Annotated in this window: 16 protein-coding genes; all 16 read right to left on the reverse strand. The window is 39.6% G+C overall.

The genetic code is table 11. The features are described 5' to 3' along the window. Window positions 1-324: 324 nt before the first annotated feature. The 16 genes from dgt to mraZ all read right to left on the reverse strand — a co-directional run bounded on the left by dgt (window position 325) and on the right by mraZ (window position 17755). Complete coding sequence (gene dgt / locus G7062_RS08645; RefSeq protein ID WP_166065520.1) at window positions 325-1770, reverse strand: dGTP triphosphohydrolase; 1446 nt, start codon at window positions 1768-1770, stop codon at window positions 325-327. 54 nt (window positions 1771-1824) lie between these two features. Then, entirely contained in the window at window positions 1825-2088 is a 264-nt protein-coding gene (locus G7062_RS08650) for a hypothetical protein (RefSeq protein WP_166065522.1), read from the reverse strand. A gap of 170 nt (window positions 2089-2258) precedes the next feature. Further along, entirely contained in the window at window positions 2259-2807 is a 549-nt protein-coding gene (locus tag G7062_RS08655) for a dTDP-4-dehydrorhamnose 3,5-epimerase family protein (RefSeq protein WP_166065523.1), read from the reverse strand. A gap of 118 nt (window positions 2808-2925) precedes the next feature. Next, window positions 2926-3585 carry a DUF5680 domain-containing protein gene (locus G7062_RS08660; protein WP_166065524.1) on the reverse strand — a complete coding sequence of 220 codons (660 nt, stop codon included), beginning with the start codon at window positions 3583-3585 and terminating at the stop codon, window positions 2926-2928. Between the two features lie 112 nt (window positions 3586-3697). Next, entirely contained in the window at window positions 3698-5893 is a 2196-nt protein-coding gene (locus G7062_RS08665; RefSeq protein ID WP_166065525.1) for a bifunctional (p)ppGpp synthetase/guanosine-3',5'-bis(diphosphate) 3'-pyrophosphohydrolase, read from the reverse strand. A 47-nt stretch (window positions 5894-5940) separates the two neighbouring features. After that, on the reverse strand, window positions 5941-6453 hold the full coding sequence (locus tag G7062_RS08670) for an adenine phosphoribosyltransferase (protein ID WP_166065526.1): 513 nt from the start codon (window positions 6451-6453) through the stop codon (window positions 5941-5943). A gap of 25 nt (window positions 6454-6478) precedes the next feature. Further along, window positions 6479-8086, reverse strand: coding sequence for an Ig-like domain-containing protein (locus G7062_RS08675; protein WP_166065527.1), 1608 nt, complete (start codon window positions 8084-8086; stop codon window positions 6479-6481). 32 nt (window positions 8087-8118) lie between these two features. Further along, window positions 8119-9660, reverse strand: a complete 1542-nt coding sequence (locus G7062_RS08680) for a DHH family phosphoesterase (protein WP_166065528.1) — start codon at window positions 9658-9660, stop codon at window positions 8119-8121. Beyond that, a complete protein-coding gene (locus G7062_RS08685) occupies window positions 9635-11341 on the reverse strand; it encodes a hypothetical protein (protein WP_166065529.1) in 1707 nt (568 codons plus the stop codon). The genes G7062_RS08680 and G7062_RS08685 overlap by 26 nt, the downstream gene beginning before the upstream one ends. Further along, window positions 11341-11622 carry a post-transcriptional regulator gene (locus tag G7062_RS08690; RefSeq protein WP_166065530.1) on the reverse strand — a complete coding sequence of 94 codons (282 nt, stop codon included), beginning with the start codon at window positions 11620-11622 and terminating at the stop codon, window positions 11341-11343. Before G7062_RS08690 ends, G7062_RS08685 begins: the two co-directional genes overlap by 1 nt. 56 nt (window positions 11623-11678) lie before the next feature. After that, on the reverse strand, window positions 11679-12956 hold the full coding sequence (gene murD / locus G7062_RS08695; protein WP_166065531.1) for a UDP-N-acetylmuramoyl-L-alanine--D-glutamate ligase: 1278 nt from the start codon (window positions 12954-12956) through the stop codon (window positions 11679-11681). Then, window positions 12953-13915: a phospho-N-acetylmuramoyl-pentapeptide-transferase gene (gene mraY / locus G7062_RS08700; RefSeq protein WP_166065532.1), complete on the reverse strand. Its 963-nt coding sequence runs from the start codon at window positions 13913-13915 to the stop codon at window positions 12953-12955. Before mraY ends, murD begins: the two co-directional genes overlap by 4 nt. A gap of 38 nt (window positions 13916-13953) precedes the next feature. After that, window positions 13954-16110, reverse strand: coding sequence for a penicillin-binding protein (locus tag G7062_RS08705; protein WP_240915942.1), 2157 nt, complete (start codon window positions 16108-16110; stop codon window positions 13954-13956). A 2-nt stretch (window positions 16111-16112) separates the two neighbouring features. Further along, the gene (locus tag G7062_RS08710) at window positions 16113-16412 is read right to left on the reverse strand and encodes a cell division protein FtsL (RefSeq protein WP_166065533.1); all 300 of its coding nucleotides are present in this window, start codon (window positions 16410-16412) and stop codon (window positions 16113-16115) included. Between the two features lie 3 nt (window positions 16413-16415). Then, window positions 16416-17327 (reverse strand): 16S rRNA (cytosine(1402)-N(4))-methyltransferase RsmH, encoded by a 912-nt coding sequence (gene rsmH, locus G7062_RS08715; RefSeq protein ID WP_166065534.1) that lies wholly within the window; start codon window positions 17325-17327, stop codon window positions 16416-16418. Next, window positions 17324-17755, reverse strand: a complete 432-nt coding sequence (mraZ, locus tag G7062_RS08720) for a division/cell wall cluster transcriptional repressor MraZ (protein WP_166065535.1) — start codon at window positions 17753-17755, stop codon at window positions 17324-17326. The genes rsmH and mraZ overlap by 4 nt, the downstream gene beginning before the upstream one ends. Window positions 17756-17879 lie beyond the last annotated feature (124 nt).

Here is a 17879-nt window from a genome sequence, read left to right on the forward strand (position 1 = left end):
TCCTAAAATATATAAAAAGGCGCTACCAAGGACGCATGAGCGTGGTACCACCTTTGTTTTATACTTAAATCTTTAACGCAGATCTACGACAAACCCTACTCAATTCAGGTTTATTTCTCCCATGTGTCCCAAAGCTTCTGTATGTGTGCTTTTCACCAACCAGCACTTCTCTACGATACGTACGACTTCTTAATCATGTTCAACGAATATGTGTCTAAACTTTACCACAGCACTTCATAAATTGCAATGGGAAACGTTTTATTAGTAGTTTGTAACCTAAAGTAGAATTTTCAATTCTTAAAACACCCTAACACATCGATTTGACTAAACTGTTTTTCCAACGAGAATACTGCGTTTCTCATGGGCAAAGCGATCGGTCATGCTGGAAACATAGTCGAGCACGCATAAAATACGCAAATAGAGATTGTAGGCATCATCGGTTTCCTTTTCATTGTGATAGACATCCATTACATCATCACCAATGAGTTTGATAATTTTTGATTGATAATAGGTTGGTTTGAGTTGGGGAATGTCGCTATCATAAGCGATGACCGCATCAATCAAGACATCCAATAAGTCATACATGCATGCCTTGGCAGATACTTCCAAATCAAGCACCTGATGGTTGTCATAGATTTTATCTTGAGTTAGTGTTTTCGCAAAGGTAAAGAAATTATGCGCATAACACAACTCCGTAAGTTCGTAATTTGCGATATGATGGGATTCAAGAATCTCAAAATCTTCCGCAAACTGACGGGCAACACTTTTCATCAAGTTCAAACGCACATGGGATAACCAATTGCGAACATTATCGATGGCTTGTGTATCACTTTCAATCGATGACTCAAAGAAAGAATTGAAGGAATCGTAAATTGTTTGGTCATTTTTGATATTTAAGTCTAAGTACTTCTTCAGATACGCTTTGATATCAAACAAGGTAATGACATTCTTACTGAGTGCATCCTCAATATCCGCAGTACGATAGGCAATATCATCCGCTGCTTCAAGAATGTATGTCACAAGGTGACGGGGATTTATGGTTTGAGTTGCTTCGTGAATGCTTGCGAACAAATCCCGTTCCGCATAGTTGAATCCAAACTTCTTCGCATGATTCTCAAGAGCAGTCTGTGAATCAATGGGATATTTTACCATTGCATGTGCTAATGATTTAACAACATTAAGCCCATTTCCATTAATGGACGGATGCGACTTCAGTACAACGCGAAATCCTTGAACATTTCCGTCAAAGTTTAAAAAGTCCTCATACAAAGGGTAATCCTTGCTGGATTGATTGATGTAATTTCGCAAACGAACCTTTTCACCGGTATCTGTTACATAAAGGACGCGTCGCTGATTCTCATCAAACCAGTTACGAATACAATCCTCACCAAAGTGACCAAATGGTGGGTTACCAATATCGTGAATCAAACCAACTGTCTTTGATAGATCCACAAACCGGTTCTTATCCGTTGGAGTCCATGCAGCGTAGCTTGATTCCTTTTGGTGACGATCAAGATAAATAATTGCATACTTCGCAATCTGTTCAGCAATAATTGAAACCTCATAAGAATGCGTCAACCGGGTGCGGACATAATCACCTTTACTTAAGGGGAAAACTTGGGTTTTATCTTGCATACGACGAAAACCTGGGCTCATAATAATTGTATTATAATCCAGTTGAATTTCGCTCAATATGGTTGTGTCATCCTCTTTGAAGGACGATAATAATTGTTTGTCGCTAAAGCGACTGACTGTAAAGTATGTTTTCATAAGAATCCCCTTATCTATAAAAATGAGTCCACAAAGCGGGACTCAAGTTTGAAATTACTGTGTTTCGTATTGAAGTATATCTTTGGCAATGCGAGTTTTTGTCATGGGTTCATCTTCATCAACAATGCGGATGCGTTTTCCTTCCAAGACTTCTTCACCATATTTTTCTTTTAAATAAGATTCCAACTCACGTTCACGGCGACGATCCGCACGTGGATAGGCTTCAAGGGTTTTCTTGAGGAGAACTACGGTTCCGATTGCAGCACCGACACCAACCAAAAGCCCAAAACCAAGTGACATTTTCTTTTTATGGGTCATGTATACCACCTCTTCCTACATTCATAATACCATAAGTAAGCAGTGGGTTGCATCTCTATGTCAACCAAAATCGACAGTTTCGTTTGTTTTTCACGATTATGTACAATCACAAGCTATGTTATAACAGACTCGGTTCGAACTTGGATTGAATTTTTATAAATTTGCAACCCTTAGATATCCATATCACAGCACAGCAGCGAAGGCGCATGTACATCTTGATCGGATAAAATATAGTCTACATCTGGGATATCGAGCGCTATGCTCGCATCACGATAAGAAATGGAACGGCTGAATTCACGTTCAAACGGTACGCTAATACTCATGCAAATGCTTGTATCATCTTGCAGCGCGTGCGATAAGTGACCGAATCCTTCGGGTATGTATAATTGTTTCCGATTCGATTCACTCAATTCGATACCAAACCACTTCATATAATTGGGTGATGCTTTGCGCAAATCGACGGTATAGTCTTTAATACGCCCTTTAACACAATGGAAAATTTTTGCTTGTAAATGGGGTTTATTCTGAAAATGGATTCCATATATTGTATTGCGTTTAATGTTGCTGTAGAGATATGTCTCTACGAACGGTGTCGTTATACCAATCGATTCAAGTTCAGCATTGGAAAGAATCTTGGAAAACGTGGAGCGATTGTCTTCATTTATTTCGTATTCAATTACAAATACACCATCAAGGGGTGTTGGAATGGCTTTGACCATTTGTGTCATCCTCACTTTTCTCTTAGCAGCAATTCTTTAGAATCATTATACACCGAAACATTCCTTCTCGGACAACATCAAATACATATATTTACGCATTCAAACAGAGTAACACTATCTACGACGTCACTCCTCCATGAAAATTAAGAGAATAAATGAGGGTCTCATTGTAGTAAATCGTCTCAACTCCAGTAAACCAATCAAGATTTCCTTGATGGGTACACAGGTATGTATAATTCCCTTTTTGGTAGTAGACTGGACCTCGAAGCGGACGCTGTGCGGGCAGCATCAAGAGTGCTTCTTTATGAAATGTCGATGAGAAAGGCGCGCCTGTGACTGTTCCTCCATAATTCAAACACCATCTTGGGTTCCCATTTAAATAGACTGTTTCAGTTCCGAAAAATGTATTCCCTCCTACAAAAGTATCTGTATATGACATAGCTCCGTTAGCATATGTATAGGACTTCATCGTCTTGGTTTGGGTGGTTGGCTCAATACCTGCTGCATATGTATGCGACTTTGCCTGATAGATAAATGTTTGCAATTCATCAAATGCACACTGATCATCAACTTCCAAACACGGTTTCTCTTCCTTGATGAGCGAATCAATTGATACATTAAAATAATCACTCAATGCGATGAGATTTCCCAAATCAGGATGGGTTTCTCCTGCCTCCCATTTCGCAATTGCCTGACGACTTACGGCAAGGATTTCGGCAAGACCCTCTTGAGATAATTGGTGCTTGTTTCGTAAAGATTTTATTTTTATGTTAAACATACATTTTCTCCTTTAGATACAGTTTACCGCAGCATGATTGTGTTCACAATCATGCTGTCGTTGCCATTTTGTATACCACCACTATACAACAAACACAGAGTTTCCTCTGTGTTTATAGTGTCACGCGATCGACACGCAAGACACTGTCTACCTTGCGCAAGTTTGCGATTAAATTACGAAGATGGTCTGTGTCACGTACAACCACACGCATCGTAGTATTTACATGAATTTTGTCATCGTCAATTTCCGAATTAACAGCGTTAAGTTTTACTTTTAACTGTGATGCGATGGTTACCAAGTCCGTGAGCAAGAATGAGCGGTCCGTCGACATAATGCTCAGCATCACTTCGTACTCCCCATGTGAGGAGTCCTCATCCCAATAAACATCAATCAAGCGACTGTCATCATTATGAATGTTCGGACAATCCTTGCGGTGAACCTTTACACCACTACCTTTGGTTACATAACCAACAATATCATCCCCAAATACAGGATTACAGCACTGGCTTAAACTGATCATCATCGAGTCAATACCTGGAACGCGAACGCCAGTTTTACTTCCTGACGATCGTGATTGTTGAACATTACGAGCGACAACACGATCCAGTTTCGTTTCACCATCATGATTTGCTTTGATATCAAGTTTCTCGAAGAGTGCAGACATTGATAGGGATTTCGTTGCGATTGCGAACATCAAGTCATCATAACTGTTAACGGAGAAATCTTTGTACACGGATTCCAATTTCTTCGAACCTTTGAGGTCTTTTTCGTCAACATTGCGGCGACGACATTCATCACGGAACAACGCTTCACCTTTTGAGATATAAATTGCCTTGTCTTCTGTTTGCTTTTTAAGAATGAAACTGCGAATTTTATTGCGAGCATGGGCAGTTTTAACAACCTTTAACCAATCTTCACTTGGTGTTGATTGCTTATTGGTTCGTAATTGAACCACATCACCGGTTTTGAGTTTTGTATTCAAGGGAACGAGCGTCCCATTGACGATTGCTCCAACTGTTTGATGACCGACTTCAGTATGAATACGGTACGCAAAATCAATTGGAGTTGCACCATTGGGAAGATCAATAACACGTCCCTTTGGTGTCATAACATAAACATTTGCTTCAAAAATATCTTTTTGAAGTAAACTCATGTAGTCTTCAGCTGTTTGGTTGACGCCTTCAGTGAGCATATTGAAATCACGGAACCATGAAAGGCGGTCCTCGATCTCACGCTGATTCGTTTCCGTATTGGTTGAACCTTCTTTATAGCGCCAGTGTGCCGCAACCCCACGCTCGGCAATTTCATCCATGCGTTTTGTACGAATTTGAACTTCAAAAATATTGCCTTCATCACCCACAATTGTTGTATGTAATGATTGGTACATATTCATCTTCGGCATTGCAATATAATCTTTGAGACGTCCAGGAATTGGACGGTAGGTAGCATGAATGTGACCTAAGATTTCATAACAGTTTAACTCGGTTTCTGTAATGATTCGGATTGCAAGTAAATCTAAGATTTCATCAAAGCGCTTATTTTTTGTGGTCATTTTCTTATAAATACTGTAAAGATGCTTTGAACGACCAAAAATATTGAACTTAATATTATTCTCTAATAAGAGTTCCGCGATGTCAGTAATCATGCTTGTGACTGAGGCATCACGTTCTGCTTTACGGGAATCGACCAAACGGGCAATTTCGTAATAGCGATCGCGATGCAGATAACTGAAACTGAGGTCTTCAAGTTCATTCTTGATTTCTCCAAGTCCCAATCTGTGGGCAATTGGAGCGTAGACATCCAAAGTTTCTGCAGCAATCTTCTGTTGTTTTTCAGGACTTTGATATTGGAGGGTACGCATATTATGGAGACGATCAACCAATTTGATAAAGATAACACGAACATCTTTGGCCATTGCAATGAAAATCTTACGGTGGTTCGCAGCCAAATATTCTTTCTCATCTTTAAATTCAATATTACCGATTTTAGTAACACTTTCAACAAGCGTCGCAATTTCATCGTTAAACTCACGCGCAAGTTCTTCTTTTGTCACCCCAGTATCCTCAACCACATCGTGTAAAAGGCCTGCAGCAATTGTTGTCGGCGACATACCAAGATCTGCTAAAATATACCCAACGTGTAATATATGAACGATATAAGGTTCACCACTTTTGCGATATTGTCCCGAGTGTTTCTCTTCCGCATAATGATAGGCATGCGAAATAAGCTCGAGATTATCCTCACGGGTAATGTATTTTTTTGCTTCATCCATGAGCATATCGAAACTGATGTCTTTAAATTGATTCATAATCTCACCTCCTTATTTTGGAAAAAAACGAAGTTAGCACTCCGTTATTAGTATTGCATGATTGTGAAGACATCAATGCCTTCTAATTTCTTGCGTCCTTCTAGGTCTTCAAGTTCAATCAAGAACCCACAACCTACAACTTCGCCACCCAGTTCACGAACCAATGAAACACTGGCTTCAATTGTTCCACCTGTTGCGAGTAAGTCATCAATGATAAGAACCTTTTGGCCGGGTTTGATACCATCTTTATGAATATGAAGTTCATTTGAACCGTATTCTAAATCATATGCATAGCTAACTGTCTCACGTGGTAATTTACCAGGTTTACGAACGGGAATAAATCCAATTTCCATACTGTAGGCTACAGGGCATCCAAAGATAAACCCGCGTGATTCTGGTCCAACTATGACTTCAGCACCTACTTTTTTTGCAAACTCAACAAAGAGTCGTGTTGCTTCAGCAAATGCTTTACCATCTGCCATGAGTGGCGTGATATCTCGGAACAAGATGCCTTCTTTTGGAAAGTCTTCAATCGTTGCAATATATTTTTTTAAATCCATAATGTCCTCCAAAGTACATTAGTCATTATAGCACAGATTTTTCTTTATTTTTTCGTTTCAAAGAAAATAATCCGACACCACCAAGGGCAATGACCCCCACACCCAAGAGCACCCAAATTATCAGGTTATCATTGGAATTTGAAATCTTATTAAAGGTAATAACATAATTATCCGATTCAACATTAAATGTTACAAAATCATCATCACTTACCATGATATCTTGCGAGACTTTATCCAATGTTCCATCTTGATTAACTTTATAAAAGAATTGCATTTGTGATGGCAACGAATCCAATAAGGATGCATGCAGTGACAGCGTTGTTCCTTCAGGAAATGCTTTCGTGTTCATTCGTAATGTGAAGGCACGTCCATCGATAAGTGTACTGAGTTGCGAGGTAGGTGATAACTTATTGAGACGTAATTTCAAATCAACGTCTTTATCAAACGAATGAATCATTGTAAGACGATACTGATCTTTTTGCTTATCGTTGGTAACGCGAACACTTAAGGGTTTATCTTGTATTGTCTCGAGTATTTCCTTATTTATCTTAAGACTATCTAACATTTTCATGTCATCCTTAAGGAATAATTCTGGGAGCGCAATAATAATTTCCTTATTCTCTGCCAAAGCATTGTTGGTTTTTTCAACTGGCAGTACCAGGGCATAGCGCTTATTGGTTGATTCTGGCGTGTTGCTCACACCGTAAATAAGGGATGAACCGGTTTCACCTTTTACAACAAGTTCAATGATCTCGCCACCTGTCTCACTTTGTTTTGGTGTAACTGTTATATCTAAGACTGCGACGACACCATCAATTGTCGCGAATACACGGGTTGAACCAACCTTAACTGCATGTAACTGCCCATCAATAAAATCAACAATTGACGCATCTTCAATACTATAGAGTGCATCGCGTTTTCCTGTTGCATCGTAAGGAACATAGATTAAGCCTGGTATCTCTATGGTCTCACCTTCAATGACTGAAAGTGTGCTGGGATTAAACTCCAATTGTTCAAGCGGTACGATAACATTCACAACAATCGAGGAAGTTTGATCGCCAATCGTCGCGCTTATTGTCGCTGTACCTATGGAATTACCCGTTATTTGACCATTCTCAATGGATACAACTGAAGGATCACTCGAGTTCCAAATAATATCTTTCTCTGCCAAATTTGCATTTGAAAGGGTATATTCCAACTGATGCGCTGAACCACGATGTAATTGTAATTCGTTGTATTTGAAGCTCACTGACCCTTCCAAAGATGGTACTGTAATTGTAATATTCTTTGTAAATGTCTTGCCTGATATAACAGCTGTGATTGTAATTACTGCTGTTCCAGGTGCAATTGCGGAGACCATCCCGACTGCATCGACAGTCGCAACTGCTGGGTTGCTTGACGCAAACGTTACAGTCGCTTCTAAATTATTTTCAATTGAGTAGACAATTTGCGTACTCGATAGAACCTCTAAGGTTAAATTCGTTTGTGTAACCTTAATTGGATCCGTTGGAAGTTCTGGGTCTTCCGTCCCTTCCTCCGCCATATGTATGGGAGGTGTTGATATTAGGGGTCGATTACCGAAAGGAAAAATGAAGAGTCCGGCACTTATGCCAAGTATAATTAGATTTTTCATAACATCCTCCTAAAAAGAAATCATACCATAAATTACGCAATTTCTTCTATTAACAATGATTTTTTTCGTGGATTGCTCAGGTCAAGACTGCCAGTGACAGATGTAGCCGCTTGTAATGCTGCCCGTTCATATTGCTTGGAAAAGAACACCGCTTCATCAAAGTCAAAGCCTGTAAAAGTAAATTTATAACCATAACCATTAAGATTTACCAATCCAAAATGTTCTGGAAGAGCAAACTTAACCAATGGCAATTGAAATCCTTCGCCATAGGGCTCAAATGACATTAATTGATGTAATGCATCCAACGTATACTCATGTGGTTCGATGAGGACAATTCCATCTTGCGATGATTCAAACGGTTCGAAATCTGCAACCAAGGCATTAATATCCTGTTTAAACGCTTCAAAGTATTCTTTTTTTAGTGTCATTCCATAAGCGAAATCATGCCCACCCATCGCGACAAAATAATCTGGGTTGATGTGCTTAAATATCGATTGCAGAGAATAGGTCATACTACGACCACTCCCTTTAAGCGTATCCTCATACTCTGTGAGTACAAGTGTTGGTTTAAGTGTTTTGCCAGCAACTTGGTTTGCAACGATTCCAAGAAGACCTTCATGAAAATCATTATGAGCGATAATTTGAACGGGATCATCATTAATCATGGTTGCCGCAAGTGCTTCTAATTTCTTACCTTCGCTCTTGCGATAATCGTTCAGTTTGAGAAGTTGTGTCGCATAAGATGCAATTTCACCCTCATCCTGGCTTGTAAAAAAGGATACAGTGGTATTTACATTTGCAACATCGCCCATGCGCCCCACACTGTTGACTTTGGGTACAACTTGAAATGCAAGTGTCTTTGCACTGTAGTTGGTGTATCGATTGCGTTTTACAATTAAATCAAATTGTTTGAATTGGTTTTTGTTGAGTACTTCTGTTCCCCGTCTCACAATCTCGCGATTCTTACCCCATAGTGGCATGACATCGCCAATGGTAGCCAGTGCAGCCAGTGCAAGCATATAATCCGTAGCAATTCCCATTGTTTCTGCAACAGCATAGATGAGACCACTGGCACACATTGAATGCGCATAATCACCACAGACTTCGGGATGAAGAAAGGCTTTCACGGGCAAGGGGCCATCTTGGATATGATGATCAACAACGGCAACATTCATGCCCAAACGATTTGCTAAAGCGATTTGTTCATGTGCCTTGACACCATTGTCAATAATAAGAACATCAGTATAACCTCGCTGCGATGCCATTTCTATGGTTTGGTTTGAAACACCATAACCATCTTTAAGGCGATTGGGTATGTAATATCCGACATCGATTCCAAGCGAACGTGCCATAAGCACCGCAATACTGGTTGAGCTAATCCCATCACAGTCATAGTCCCCACAAACAATAATTTTTTGGGCTTGCTTAAAGAAATCAATGACCGCAAAGATTCCCGGATCTTCCAATAGTTTCGTAGGAGGTGCAATTAACTCGTCTTGTTGAACCTCTGTGAGTTCCATTGTTGCAAAGAGTTTTTGAACAAGTGGTTCAAAGGTTTGAAGGTGTGCTTTCATCTGTTTTACCTGTCTTTCTAAAGAGGTGCAGTATGCCATAACTGGCAAGAATTCCAACCGCAAGGGATAAGAATAAAACAATAAAATTAACAACCAATTCCACACCAAGTGTAATTGGAACAACAATCAGAATCGGTGATGCAATAATCATAAATATTGACGCCATTATAACAAACGTTTTAACGTATTGTTGTTGAAAACTCAACGTATCTTCAAATGATTGCAAGCGCACTGAAGATGCATAATAGTTTGCGATAATAAGTGGAATAGACCATGTCATAAAAATCATTTCACGACTCCACTTTAACTGAAATACGATTGAGAACACGAGATACAATATGGCCGTCATGACACTCACAACAACTATTGGAAGAATTGAATCATACGGAAGCTTTGTCCGTATAAATACCAAACAGATAACCAAGATTGCAAAAAACGTCAAATAGAACTGATAATCAAAGAGTGGGAATGCGCGACCACTCGTATAGTAATACGAACTTTCATGCCCTGTACTCTCCAAAATTGTATCACGAGCAATCTTCAAATCGGTACCCGTTACCGTTTCATCAAAGCGAATCCAAATATAACCTTGATCACTTACCGCATAGTCAAGCTGTTTATCAAACATTCCTATGGAGCTCAACATTGCTTGCGCTTCAAGATACGTATTGGAGTCAGAACGCGGAATCATCAAGACATTTTGTTTGGCAAAATCACTACTTTTGGCGAAATGAACACTTGTATTCATCACCGATAATCCCGACAGTACAACTGCAGTCACAAGCAGAAGTATGATATTGGCGTACATACGATGCGGTTTTACCGGAGTTCCAAAGAAACTGACTTCTTTGAAATCCAAATAACCTTCACCTGGGTCGTTATCAACTAATAAGTCACGCCCCCAGAAAATCATAACCATATCGTGAGCAAATAAAGAACCCCCAAACAAGAAAACAAACCACCCATTAATCGTAAAGTCAAAATTGAAGAATAACATCATTAAACCACCCAACAAGACAAAGTAACTAAGGTTGATAAGCGATTGCTTGATACTATCTTTACGTGAATCATGATCTTTTAAGGATACACCAATTAATTGTGTCAACATGTTCTGCTTCTGGAAAATCGCAATGATAAAAACAAGGATGATTGTGTACCACAATGTCTTCGTAAACGGATTATTTAGGATAACTAAGGTCATAAGTGCAATCATCATACTTGAGGTAATCTGAAAGGCTGTAAGAATGCCAAACAAGCGGTAACGATAACCAAGGTAAGCAAAGACTACCGCAATAAATGCGCACAAATAAAGACTGATAAAACTTTGATTATTCATCAATTTTGTAACTGAACCAAATGTTCCAATATGCTTAACTTTAATATCGATGACATTATCATGCAAACTCTCTCTAAAATCATCGGCACTCTCAACTCCAGAGATATGAATCACATATGTATCCACATCAATCCGCTGTACTTGCCATTCACGATTACTTCGCGACTGCATATCTAAAAAAACATCAAGTTGCTCTGGATACTTGGTTGTGACAATCGTGCGTAAATCACGACCAAAACCAATTCCTGTGCGAATTGATGTTACTGTAGTTATCGATATAAATGCCATAATTAGTGCTAACAGAATTGCAGTTAGACCCAATCGATAGTCTTTACGTTCCCTCATTACAGTTCCTCATCGTCAATAAGACGCTTGTAGTCTTCTAATGAAGATTTGAAACCTTGAATCTTGGATTCTGTCGCCAACCAGCGGACAACATCTTCGTCGGTAATCTTTAAAACATCATCAGCCAATTCACTGAGGTGAGATGGTTTATTGTGCTTCCAAACGTGCGTCGTAAACATGCGATAAAGATCATCATAGCAAATGCCTTGAAGTCCATTACTGTGGAGTTGACGAAGTTTCAGTGTTAAAAGTAACTTAAATTGTTGCGAATTATTTTGCATCGTTTCACCCCATTCATACCTAACATAATACACGAAATTCCCCAAATAAAAAACTCTTATTGAAGAGTTTTCACGTATTCCTTATATATGTTACCACGTTGCTCAAAATTATCAAATTGGTCATAACTTGCACACGCGGGCGATAGAACAACAATATCTCCACTGTTAGCGACATTTTTGGCTGAATCGAATGCTTCTTTCATTGTTTTGACAACAAAAGCATCGGGAAAAATTTCTTCTATTTGTTGTGCACTTTCACCAAAAACAAATAATTTCTTTATTTTGTGGGTATATGGACGTAATATTTCAAAAGAAATATGCTTATCGTAACCACCAGCGAGTAAAATAATGGGTTGATCAAATGCACGAAGGCAAACTTCTGTGGATTCTGGGTTTGTTGCTTTTGAATCGTTATAGTATCGTATCGAATCTATCTCAGCAACAAATTCAATGCGGTGCTCTACGCCTGCAAATGATGCAATGACGTTTGCAATATCAGCAATTGATACACCAGCAAGGTAAGCAATTGTCGCAGCCATAGCTGCGTTCATCACATTATGATCTCCTACAAGTTTCAAATCTTTACGGTTAAACAATGGTATCCCATCGTAAACTATGACACCATCGACCATCATAACATCTGCATTACTTGTAAGAGAAATATCAATTACATTTCCTTGAAATTCGTGTGTTAATGACGCAATATTCGCATCATCAATGTTCCTTACAAACGTACCGACCCGAGGCAAAATACTCAATTTCGCATCATAGTAATCTTGCACACTCGCATAGCGGTCCAAGTGATCCGGGCTTAAGTTAAGTAATCCATAAACTTTCGGCGCAAATGTTGGTGTTCCCTCCATTTGGAATGCTGATATTTCCAATGCTACATCACGTACGAAATCTCGATCCCGAAAAACAGCATCGCTCAAAGCATACCCAACGTTTCCTGCAAGGAGTGCACTGGACGCCTTAGCAAGCAACATCTCATGAAGCAATGTTACCGTTGTTGTTTTTCCATTGGTACCAGAAACTGCATAATAGTTATACGATTGGCTGAATCGCGTTGCGACTTCAATTTCATTAAGAACTACTGGAAACTGCAAAACAAGCGGATGCTCATTTGGTATTCCTGGATTCTTTACGACGATGTCGTAATCATCTACAAGACTCATATCACGATCATCAAGGGAAATCGTGATCCCTGCATCTTTAAGTTCTTGAATTTGGTCAAATGTTTGATTGGTTGTGAGTGTCACAGCATACCCTTCGCGATTAAGAAGGTGTGCAACTGCAATGCCAGAACGTGCCCCTCCGATTACAAGTGCTTTCATGAGAGACTCAATAGGACAAAGCCTATTACCATGCAAACCAAACCGATTCCATAGAACATATTAACAACATCCGCTTCATCCCAACCATTTAGTGTGAAACTGTAATGAATGGGTGTAAAACGGAAGATTCGTTTTTTTCGTAGTTTCCATGATATCTTTTGAATAATTACACACAGTGTTTCAAATACAAAAACTCCGGCAACGACAACAAGAATTACTTCTTTTCCTAAGACAATAGCGACGGCAGCAAGCGCTGCACCAAGTGCTAAAGAACCAACATCACCCATAAAGATGCGCGCAGGTTTTCGATTGAAAAATAGGAAAGCAATCAACCCTCCGATTATTGCAAGAATAAAGAGAAGCACCCCAAAGTTACCAACCTTGTAAGCATAGTAAGCAAAAGGAATGAAAGCGATAAGCGATGTCCCCCCAGCAAGACCATCCATACCATCTGTTAAGTTTACAGCATTGGATGCTCCTGACAGCATAAACATTACCAACGGTAAGTAGAATATGCCAAGGTTAATGGGTGTTTTAAGAAAAGGAATTGAAAGCATATTATCGCCTCCAGTAAGGATGTAAACTGCATAAAATACAACAGACAATCCTAGTTGAGCAGCCATTTTTGTTTTAGCAGAAATTCCATCATTCTTTCCTTCGGTAACAATCTTATAATCATCAACAAATCCAATAAGAGCATAGCTACCATAGACCATAATGAGCAAAAACAGATCACGATTCAGTGTAAAGCCATTTAGGATCACCATAACGATTATCGGAACAGCGACAAACACTGCACCACCAAATGTTACAGTTTTCTTTTTTTCTTTAAATGCATCGGGTGCAAACTCATTTACTTCTTGCTTTGAACCCTTACTTTCTAAGAATTCAATGAATTTCGGATAGACGAAGACTCCTACAACTGCCGACGCTATCATCGCGAATATTGCTTTTTCCATAACTCTTTCTCCTTAATACAAGTTATATTGTACCAAAACTATTGTAAATTGACACTAATTACTGAATCTTGTGTCAATACTGTTCCGGCAGGAATGGATTGTGTCGTGGTAAAACCAAACCCAGTGATCTCAACACTCACTCCTGTCAAACTCCAAAAACTTGTAACTTCTTTGTATGACCATCCCGTCATGTCCGGCATGGTGATTTCAGTTCCCCCTGTATAGAGCATGATACGTTCCCCAGTAATCATTTCATAACCATATGTTGGGAACTGCGAGATTACTTGTGTGCCATTCCCAATGATTATTGGATTCATACCTTTACCTTTTAGCGTTTCAGCAGCGGTATTGGCATTAATATTTACATAGTTGTCAACTTTAACTGGTTTTACCTCTGTAACAACTTCATTTCCTTTTTCTTGGCCTAAACTTAGTGAGTTTACGGCCGTCTTAACAACTTTGTTCACATGGACTGCCGAATAGTCAACATCATGTCCATAATTTGCAATGTAGGCTGTGTATACGATGACTTCTGGATCATCGTAAGGAAACCCTAATGCACTTGAGAAGATGTATTGTGTTGGTGAATATACACCATCAACTACCATCTGTGCGGTACCGGTTTTTCCGATTACTTCAATTTCAGGAATATCGAAACGACGTGCCGATCCTTTTGTCACAACCAAGCGCATAAGATCGCGCATGTGTTGTGCCGTTTCCGGTTTATAGACCGCCCCTAGATTCTTTGTTTGTCCTTGAAAGAGAACTTCATTTGTAACTGGGTCTGTAATTGAATCGATAAAGTATGGTTGAATAACACTGCCATCACCCATCACAGATGTGTACGCTTGCGCCATTTGCGCCATTGTAACAGTCATCCCTTGGCCAAAGGCATTTGTTATGGTACCCAAGACTGATACGTCATCTGCACCCGAATCTCCTGCATACCCTGAGATTCCTTCTGTCTCCAATGGTGAGAAGAACTTCAGTTTTCTAAGATATTCCATATATACATTGTAATCAAGTTTGTTTGTCATCAATTCAGCAATCATAACGTTTGATGAAATCGCATAACCATAATCATATGGAATTGAACCATAGTTTATTTCACCCGCATTTGTAATTGTATGAATCGCATTGTCCGGATCAGACAAGCGTACCGCTTTCCCATCACTATCACCAACGTAAAATGCTCCGGAGTAGAATGTTTCCGCATCATCCCATTTTCCAGTGTCAATGGCGGACGCAACAGAGAATGTTTTCATCGTTGATCCAGGTTCGTAGGTCCACTGTGAAACACCGTCTTCATAGGTATTGTTTGGATTATCTGGATCCAGTCCAGGGTATTCACCCCATCCAAGTACTCGGCCAGTTTTCGCCTCAACAACAATCCCCCAAGCGGCACTTGCCTTAACATTGGGATCATTAACGATCCCTTTAAGGGAATCCTCTAATTGATACTGAATGTTTGTGTCAAGAGTAAGTTTGATGTTTTTTCCGTTTTTACTATCACGTTTTCGTACTTCTACAGAACGCAATTTATAGCCATCGCGATCCTGTTGGTAACTCTCGTATCCGTCAACTCCTGTAAGGTAGTCATTATACTTTCCTTCAAGCCCCATCATACCTTTTATTGACTCAGTTTCATCATCATAACCGGTATATCCGATAAGCTTTGATGCAAAGTCACGTCCAGGATATACACGTGTCAGCACTTCCTGAAATCCCAGACCTTTAAGACCTGAATTCTCGAGTTGTTCTTTTTGACTTGCCGAGATGGCTTTACCTTCAAAGCCAAACTCAACTTGTTTCGCATCAGAATTTAAAATCCCTAATACGTCGTCATAGGGTTTATTAATAATCTCTGATATGATACGCGCGCCTTCTTCTTTGTCGACAATATGGGCTGGTTCACCGTTTGCGCCAACGCGATCAGGATCAATATTTGCGCTCAAAAGATACGCAGTAACATCATGGGCGAGTACTGCACCATTTTTATCAAGAATAAGACCACGCTCTCCGTACAGAATGTTTGTGACATCTTGGATTCCGTTTATTTCTGCCTTGATGTCAGTCCCTGAGTTCAAGTGATAACCAAATACCGCAACAATAAAAATATTGGCACTCACAATAACAAAGATGAGTGCCATTACGATAGACATAATAAATACTTTGAGATTAGTTTTCCGTTTCAAAACTACTCGCCTCTAACTGTAACGGTATTTTCGCTTGCTTTAAGGCCTGCTTCTGCGGCGATTGCGACAACACGGTTTGTATCTTGAAGTGCTAAGATTTCGGACTTTACAGCTTCATTTTCTGTTTTAATCTGTGCTACTTGATTTTCAATATCTTGAATGTCATTTGCAAGGCTTTGATTCATGGTTCTCACAAACACCTGCGTACCAAATGCGAGCAAGAGTGCAAGCGTAAATACGGTACCCACAAGTCCACTCCATCTGATTTTTTTTCTCTTTTTAACGATTACATGCTTTGCCATACGTTATACCACCCTTTCAATACCCCTTAGTATTGCGCTATGCGCTCTGTTGTTATCTTCCAGTTCCCATTTGGAAGCCTTTGTTCCTTTCGAAATTAATTTGTAATGTAATATCTCTTCTTGAACGACTGGAATCCGAGGATTCACTTTTGCAGGTTTTCCATAATTATTGAAAATTGTTTTAACAATGCGATCCTCAATCGAATGGAATGTGATTACCACAACCCTGCCACCGACCTTGATGAGGTTTACGGCTTGATCAACTGCGTCTTTTGCTTCTGCAAATTCGTTGTTTACTTCAATTCGTAATGCTTGAAATGTTTTCTTGGCTGGATGTCCTTTTTTAAGTTCTTTCGCAGGATATGCCGCCTTGATGCATTCAACCAACTCGAATGTCGTTGTTACCGGACGTCTTCTGAGAATGTGCTTCACAATTGCGTGTGCATAGCGTTCTTCAGAATGTTCTTTAAGAATTCGAATGAGGTCTTCTTCACTGTAGTTGTTGACAACTTCGTAAGCACTCAATGCTTGTGTTTGATCCATACGCATATCCAAGCGTGCATCAAAGCGATAGCTGAATCCGCGTTCTGGATCATCAAACTGTGGCGATGATACGCCGAGATCGAATAACACACCATCAACTTCTGTAATCCCTAGTTCATCGAGTTTTTCTGTGAGTTGAGTGTAACTTCCTTGAACATAAGTTACAGTATCTCCAAATTCCGCCAAACGTTTTTTTGTTCGTTCAATTGCATCAAAATCTTTATCAAAGCCGATAAGACGACCTGTTGTTAATTGTTTGCATATTTCATAACTGTGACCACCTGCACCCAATGTTGCGTCGACGTATATTCCGTCAGGTTTCACATTAAGCAAAGCAATCGTTTCTTCTAACATTACCGATATATGTTTCATTCGAAAAACTCCGTGAGAGATTCAGCGATCTCTTCAAAATTCTCACTCGCTGTTGCGTAGTATGTATCCCATCGCTCTTTATCCCAAATCTCAACGTGATCACTCACTCCTACGAGTACGCAGTTTTTAGTAAGTGCCGCTTCTTGCGATAAATGTGAAGGAATGCGAATTCTTCCTTGATTGTCTATGTCACACTCAGCTGCCTTCGACATAATCATATGTGTATACATCCGAGCCTCACGTTTGGTGGAAGGTAAACGTTTGAGGTTTTCATAGACTTGTTGCCATTGCTCAAGTGTGTAAATCGCTAAGCATCCATCGAGCCAACGGGTAACAATCATTGTGTCTCCCAGTTCCTCTCGGAATTTTGCGGGTACAATGATTCGTCCTTTGCCATCGATATTGTGTTGATATTCACCAATAAACATCGGATATACCCCACTTTCCACCACTTTTTACCACTTTGTACCACTATCTTATCATATTGTCCACAGTATGGGAACGAAAGTGTATAAAAAAAAGAGTAGTTTTCACTACCCTTTCGGATTTGCT

It is taken from the genome of Erysipelothrix sp. HDW6C (assembly GCF_011299615.1).
Classification (GTDB): Bacteria; Bacillota_I; Bacilli_A; order Erysipelotrichales; family Erysipelotrichaceae; genus Erysipelothrix.

Excerpts from the sequence above, each read along its gene's own strand:
- G7062_RS08675 (WP_166065527.1), bottom strand. The coding sequence starts at position 8,086 with ATGAAAAATCTAATTATACTTGGCATAAGTGCCGGACTCTTCATTTTT.
- dgt (WP_166065520.1), bottom strand. The coding sequence starts at position 1,770 with ATGAAAACATACTTTACAGTCAGTCGCTTTAGCGACAAACAATTATTA.
- G7062_RS08650 (WP_166065522.1), bottom strand. The coding sequence starts at position 2,088 with ATGACCCATAAAAAGAAAATGTCACTTGGTTTTGGGCTTTTGGTTGGT.
- G7062_RS08655 (WP_166065523.1), bottom strand. The coding sequence starts at position 2,807 with ATGGTCAAAGCCATTCCAACACCCCTTGATGGTGTATTTGTAATTGAA.
- G7062_RS08680 (WP_166065528.1), bottom strand. The coding sequence starts at position 9,660 with ATGAAAGCACACCTTCAAACCTTTGAACCACTTGTTCAAAAACTCTTT.
- G7062_RS08670 (WP_166065526.1), bottom strand. The coding sequence starts at position 6,453 with ATGGATTTAAAAAAATATATTGCAACGATTGAAGACTTTCCAAAAGAA.
- G7062_RS08685 (WP_166065529.1), bottom strand. The coding sequence starts at position 11,341 with ATGAGGGAACGTAAAGACTATCGATTGGGTCTAACTGCAATTCTGTTA.
- G7062_RS08660 (WP_166065524.1), bottom strand. The coding sequence starts at position 3,585 with ATGTTTAACATAAAAATAAAATCTTTACGAAACAAGCACCAATTATCT.
- murD (WP_166065531.1), bottom strand. The coding sequence starts at position 12,956 with ATGAAAGCACTTGTAATCGGAGGGGCACGTTCTGGCATTGCAGTTGCA.
- mraY (WP_166065532.1), bottom strand. The coding sequence starts at position 13,915 with ATGGAAAAAGCAATATTCGCGATGATAGCGTCGGCAGTTGTAGGAGTC.
- mraZ (WP_166065535.1), bottom strand. The coding sequence starts at position 17,755 with ATGTTTATTGGTGAATATCAACACAATATCGATGGCAAAGGACGAATC.
- rsmH (WP_166065534.1), bottom strand. The coding sequence starts at position 17,327 with ATGAAACATATATCGGTAATGTTAGAAGAAACGATTGCTTTGCTTAAT.
- G7062_RS08690 (WP_166065530.1), bottom strand. The coding sequence starts at position 11,622 with ATGCAAAATAATTCGCAACAATTTAAGTTACTTTTAACACTGAAACTT.
- G7062_RS08665 (WP_166065525.1), bottom strand. The coding sequence starts at position 5,893 with ATGAATCAATTTAAAGACATCAGTTTCGATATGCTCATGGATGAAGCA.
- G7062_RS08710 (WP_166065533.1), bottom strand. The coding sequence starts at position 16,412 with ATGGCAAAGCATGTAATCGTTAAAAAGAGAAAAAAAATCAGATGGAGT.